This is a genomic window from bacterium (genome assembly GCA_030247525.1).
In the GTDB taxonomy this organism is placed as follows: Bacteria; Electryoneota; JAOADG01; order JAOADG01; family JAOADG01; genus JAOTSC01.
Genome location: JAOTSC010000211.1, coordinates 1 through 5,083, shown reverse-complemented (window position 1 = coordinate 5,083; position 5,083 = coordinate 1). Strand labels below are relative to the sequence as shown.

Sequence of the window (5,083 nt, the reverse complement as noted above, 5' to 3'; positions counted from 1 at the left end):
CGGCAGTAACCGACGATTTGTTGAATGACGGTAAATTGAAAGCCGGGGATATCATCCGGGAAGTTGCGAAAGCAGCCGGCGGTGGCGGCGGAGGAAAAGCGCATTTGGCGACTGCGGGAGCCAAAGATCCGTCGCGAGTACCGGATGGCGTTGCGGCAGCGCTACCTGTGATTCAAAGAATTCTCGGGTAGAATGCCGTCATATCGCGAAAAATCGTAAGAATTATTGGTTTAACGTTATAAGTTCGTGACGGAGCGCAAGCAATTACCGAAGAAAATTGTATATACTACGGAGACGAGTAGCGTAGACAGGGCTGTCTGCGCTATTTTCCGTAATCGAATTGTCTCAAAGAGGTAACAAATCACCGGTAAGGTCTACGACTATTTGATTCAGTTTCGCCGGGAACGCGGTCCCGGTCTACTGATATTGCTCGATCCCGATCGCACGGATTCCGAAACGATGATCCGTCGGGTCAAACACGCCGAAGCATCTGGTGCCGCTGGGTTTCTTTACGGTACAAGTTTTCTCTCCGGCGACCGTTTCGAGGAATCGTTAACGGCAGTTAAAGCTGCGACAGAATTACCGGTGCTCCTTTTCCCCAGTAACTCTCGACAGCTAACAGCAACCGCCGATGGCGTATTGTTGCTCTCGCTGCTCTCATCGCGCAACCCACAATATTTGATAGGAGAGCATGTCGTTGCCGCGCCGATTATCAAATATCTCGGATTGGAATCGATTGCAACCGGCTATCTATTGATTTCTTCAGGTCGAGTAACAACTGCGGAATTCATGAGCGGTTCGCCGCCGATTCCCCGCGATAAACCAGAATTGGTCGTCGCTCACGCGCTCGCCGCAGAACAACTTGGTATGAAACTTGTATATCTCGAAGCGGGGAGTGGCGCTGAGTTGCCCGTGCCGCCGGAAGCTATCGCACTGGTTCGCCGGGAAATCACCTTGCCGTTACTGGTTGGTGGTGGCATTAATACGACCGAAAAAGCCCAAGCTGCCGTAAAAGCTGGCGCCGATTTCATCGTCATCGGAACCCACTTCGAGCGGTTTGGCGACGGCGATCTTTCAGCAATCCTTCATTCACTTCAGTAGTCCGATGGACCTTAACCGTGCTTATGAGATCTTGATGATTCCTCACGACGCCGATCTCGACGACGTGAAGAAAGCCTTTCGCGATGAAGCGCGGATCGTCCATCCCGACCAATACGCCAATGTTAGCGAAGCAGTACGCGCCCGTGCTGAAGAAAAATTCAAACTGTTGAACGAAGCATACCAGTTCATCCTCAGTTATTATGATCGCAAAGTCGATGCCGAAGAGCAGCAACGGATGGAAGCGGAATCCCGTGAGTTAGCGGAAAAGGAAGCTGCTGCGCGCGCAAAGGCGGAGCGCGAAAAGCAACGGGTTTTAGAAGAGCAGCAACGCCGCGAGGAGTTTGAAAGGGAAAAGGAACTCGAAGAGAGCAAGTTACGTTGGAAAGTTGCTCAAGAATCCCGGAATTTGAAATCCGAGCGGGATTTTAGCGTTGTCAAAAAACCGAATCATCGGTTTGCAATTAGCTGGTCGATTGGTGTAGTCTTAATTGCTTACGCACTCTTAACAAATGGGGGAGTCCCCTTGTTGTCGCTCGGGATTGCGATGGGTCTCATCGCGATTATCTCCCGGGGTAAGTTACCGCTATGGGTTGTCTTCGTATTATCTATTGGATGTGCATTGATCGCGTCTGCCATTCGGGAAATCATGTAAGGACTTTACGTAATGGATTTTCGTTCAGTTATCAAAGATGGTTTGCTGCGATCAGCCGACGTAAAACGACAAGCGGCCGAATCGGAGGAACTGGTAACGTCCTTACTCGATGTCGCCGAAGTGATTGTTGCATCGGTTCGCAATGGTGGAAAGATTCTCTTTTGTGGGAATGGCGGTTCCGCTGCCGATTCGCAACACCTTGCAACGGAACTCGTAGTTCGCTTAACGGGCGACTTTGAGCGTCCCGCTATTGCTTCGATTGCATTAACAACCGACACTTCGATCTTAACGGGCGGCGCCAACGATTACGGGTACGACCATGTATTTAAGCGGCAGATCGAAGCGTTAGGCCGCGAAGGCGATGTTCTCATCGCTATATCCACCTCGGGAAAATCTCCTTCGGTATTGGCGGCAATGGCGGTAGCCCGGGTGAAGAATATGAAGACCGTTGCATGGTGCGGCGCCGATCCGCGCGGGATGGAACCACTCGCGGACTATATCGTTTCGGTGCCGTCGAATATCACGGCAAACATTCAGGAATGTCATATTACGCTGGGACATCTCCTGATTCACTTGGTCGAACGAATGTTGTATCCAAAATCCGAATAATCGACCCATTCGGATATTACAACTAAATATCGTATAGTAATATGAGGCGAACGATTTGCGTTGCGACCTCATGAACCGTTTGTTTCCTTGACCTATCTTCGAGAACGATGACCTGGCTTAATCCAACCATTCTTGGTTTTGCCGCTGCTGCTGGAGTTCCATTACTCCTGTACTTATTGTCGCGTCGTCGGTTACCGAAGATATATTTTTCTACGCTCCGCTTTCTTAAGGCGATTGAAAAAAAACAACATCGCCGCTTGAAAATCACCCAATGGCTTTTAATTTTGCTGCGGATTTTAGCAATCCTCTGCATTGTCACGGCATTTGCCCGCCCGTTAACCGTCGGCGTGTTACCGGGTGGTTCACCGGCGAATGCGGAAGTTGCCATTGTATTGGATCGTTCCGCATCGATGATGGCGACAGCACCCAGTGGTTCCCCCTTCGATCAAGCGGTACGTTCGATTAAACAACTGCTCACGACTTTAGCGCCGCAAGATCGGGTTTCCCTCTTCTTTGCCGATGAGATCGATTCACACATCGCCTTGAGTTCAATTGATGCAATCCAATCTGCCCTCGATGGGGAGTCCCCCAAACCGGTTTCCGATGACCTAACGAATGGATTGGTGCGCGCTGAGCGAGCGTTGTCGGAATCGCCTGCTCCTTTTCGGTCACTACTCCTTTTTACCGACGGCATTGGTAACGACGATACGACGCTCGCGGTGGCGAAACCGGGTATCAGCTATTTGCGTTGGTCGCCACCGGATCTTTCCCAATCAAACCGGGCGATTGTCTCGTTACAGCAATTAGAACCGTTACTGGATCAAACCAATGGAGTTTTGGTTGCGGCAACAATCAAATCGTTTGCGAAGTCAAGCTCCGAAGCGACTGTTCGGGTTTCGGTCGGTAGTTTCGGCACGACCTTGGACGCGATAGGTGAACAGACCGTAGAGCTTGCACCCGGCGCTGAACGCAGTGTCGAATGGATTGTAAAGCCGCAAGGTAACGGGCCATGGTTAGTGCGTGCTGAATTATTGCAAGACGACGAATTAAGTTTTGATAATCGAAGTGAACTGCTTATCCCGGCAACGGAACCTTCCCGAATTACGGTATCGGGCGATCCTGCCGCGGTAGAAATATTAACGCGAACCTACCGGGTATTATCGATTCCGGTAGCTCCATCGAGCAATCAAACAGGTTTAACAATCCATGCCGGGAGATTTCCGCCTACTCAATCCCCGGAACAATGGAAATCGCGCCTCCAAACCGGTGAACGACTTTGGTTAATTCCCGCACAAAACGCCGATGCCGCGATGTGGAATCGTTGGATATCGGCAATTTCATCTCTGCAATTAAAGACGTTCGATTACGCGCAACGCGGCAAGTATTCACTTCGTAAAAACGAATTGGCTGCATATTTGCGGGGTTGGGTGAAAGCACCAGAAGCTTCGGTAAGCGGACGTTGGCAAGTCGCCGCCGAGAATTCGGTATTGCATTTTGACGATGGCAATCCCGTTTGGTGTGACCTCGTTATTGGAAATGGTAAACTGAGGTTAGATGCAATTCCAGTGGCGGATGTCGGTTGGGAAACTGAGCCGGTGCGGATACCGTTATTGGCGCGGGGTTATGCGACCATGCAGAGCATCGAACCGCAACCAGTATTGGAAGCGGGGGTCGGTCGAGAAATTCCCACGAAGTTGGTAGGTCTGCAACGGGCAATTTCTCCCAATGGGAAAGTGACGATTCCCGAGCAAAACCGAGTTGATCTATTAGAAACGGGTATCTGGTCAGCAGACGGTACCCAACATTTTGTCGTAAAAATCCCCTCGCAGGAAAGTAATCGGGAAGTCCGCAGACGCTTTGGCGGCATTTCTGATTCGACTTTCCGGATGTTACCGGGGGAAGCTAAAGTATTTGCGTCGGCATGGCAGCAAACACGAAGTGGCCGCGAATGGCGGAGCGTATTGTTGATAACGGCAATCCTGCTGTTATTGGTGGAAGGGTATCTCGGAAGAGGTAGACGGGAAAGCAATTGAACGAACTAATAGTAAATGAATCCGCTCCTCCGGAACGGGCATTCTTGGTCGGTGTGAAGAAACGCGGTGAAACCCGCGAGTGGTTAAACGAAACCCTCGACGAGTTGGCACTGCTTGCCGACACCGCGGGAGCGCTCGTCGTTGAGCGATTCATTCAGGAACGAACCACGCCGGAGCCGGCAACCTACATCGGCAAAGGTTTTGTCGAGCAGCTTGCTGGATTTATCGCCGAGAAAAACATTGAGCTTGTCCTCTTCGATGATGATTTAACCCCCGCTCAGGTCAAGAATTTAGAAGAAGCTTGGAAAACCGCGCGGGTCATCGACCGTACCGGATTAATCCTCGATATTTTTGCCAATCGTGCTCGTTCGCGGGAAGCGGTAGTACAGGTTGAGCTTGCACAGCTCGAATACCTCTTGCCCCGATTGACCGGTCAATGGGTTCACTTGGAACGACAGCGCGGTGGTATCGGTATGCGCGGTCCCGGTGAAACCCAGCTCGAAACCGATAAACGAATCATTCGCGAGAAAATCGGCAGTTTGAAGAAGATGCTGGAAATCATCGAACAACAACGCGAAGTTCGTAAAAAGAATCGTCGCAACGCTTACCGGATAGCGATTGTCGGCTACACCAATGCCGGGAAAAGCACCTTACTGAAAGCATTAACCGGCGGCGAACCATTCATCGT

The 5,083-nt window shown here is 50.9% G+C and carries 6 protein-coding genes; all 6 read left to right on the top strand.

The window, feature by feature from the left end:
• A partial coding sequence (locus OEM52_13895) for a DHHA1 domain-containing protein (protein ID MDK9701228.1) occupies nucleotides 1–191 on the top strand: 191 nt, incomplete at its 5' end.
• 169 nt (nucleotides 192–360) lie between these two features.
• A complete protein-coding gene (locus OEM52_13890; protein MDK9701227.1) occupies nucleotides 361–1,101 on the top strand; it encodes a geranylgeranylglyceryl/heptaprenylglyceryl phosphate synthase in 741 nt (246 codons plus the stop codon).
• Between the two features lie 4 nt (nucleotides 1,102–1,105).
• Nucleotides 1,106–1,753, top strand: a complete 648-nt coding sequence (locus tag OEM52_13885; GenBank protein ID MDK9701226.1) for a J domain-containing protein — start codon at nucleotides 1,106–1,108, stop codon at nucleotides 1,751–1,753.
• A 12-nt stretch (nucleotides 1,754–1,765) separates the two neighbouring features.
• Nucleotides 1,766–2,362, top strand: coding sequence for a D-sedoheptulose 7-phosphate isomerase (locus OEM52_13880; protein ID MDK9701225.1), 597 nt, complete (start codon nucleotides 1,766–1,768; stop codon nucleotides 2,360–2,362).
• Between the two features lie 107 nt (nucleotides 2,363–2,469).
• Nucleotides 2,470–4,395, top strand: coding sequence for a BatA domain-containing protein (locus OEM52_13875; protein MDK9701224.1), 1,926 nt, complete (start codon nucleotides 2,470–2,472; stop codon nucleotides 4,393–4,395).
• Nucleotides 4,392–5,083: GTPase HflX (gene hflX / locus OEM52_13870; protein MDK9701223.1), on the top strand; the 692-nt coding region annotated here is incomplete at its 3' end. The genes OEM52_13875 and hflX, both read left to right, overlap by 4 nt.

Bases quoted from the DNA above. Each gene is read 5' to 3' on its own strand.
- OEM52_13885 (MDK9701226.1), top strand. From the start codon at position 1,106: ATGGACCTTAACCGTGCTTATGAGATCTTGATGATTCCTCACGACGCC.
- OEM52_13880 (MDK9701225.1), top strand. From the start codon at position 1,766: ATGGATTTTCGTTCAGTTATCAAAGATGGTTTGCTGCGATCAGCCGAC.
- OEM52_13875 (MDK9701224.1), top strand. From the start codon at position 2,470: ATGACCTGGCTTAATCCAACCATTCTTGGTTTTGCCGCTGCTGCTGGA.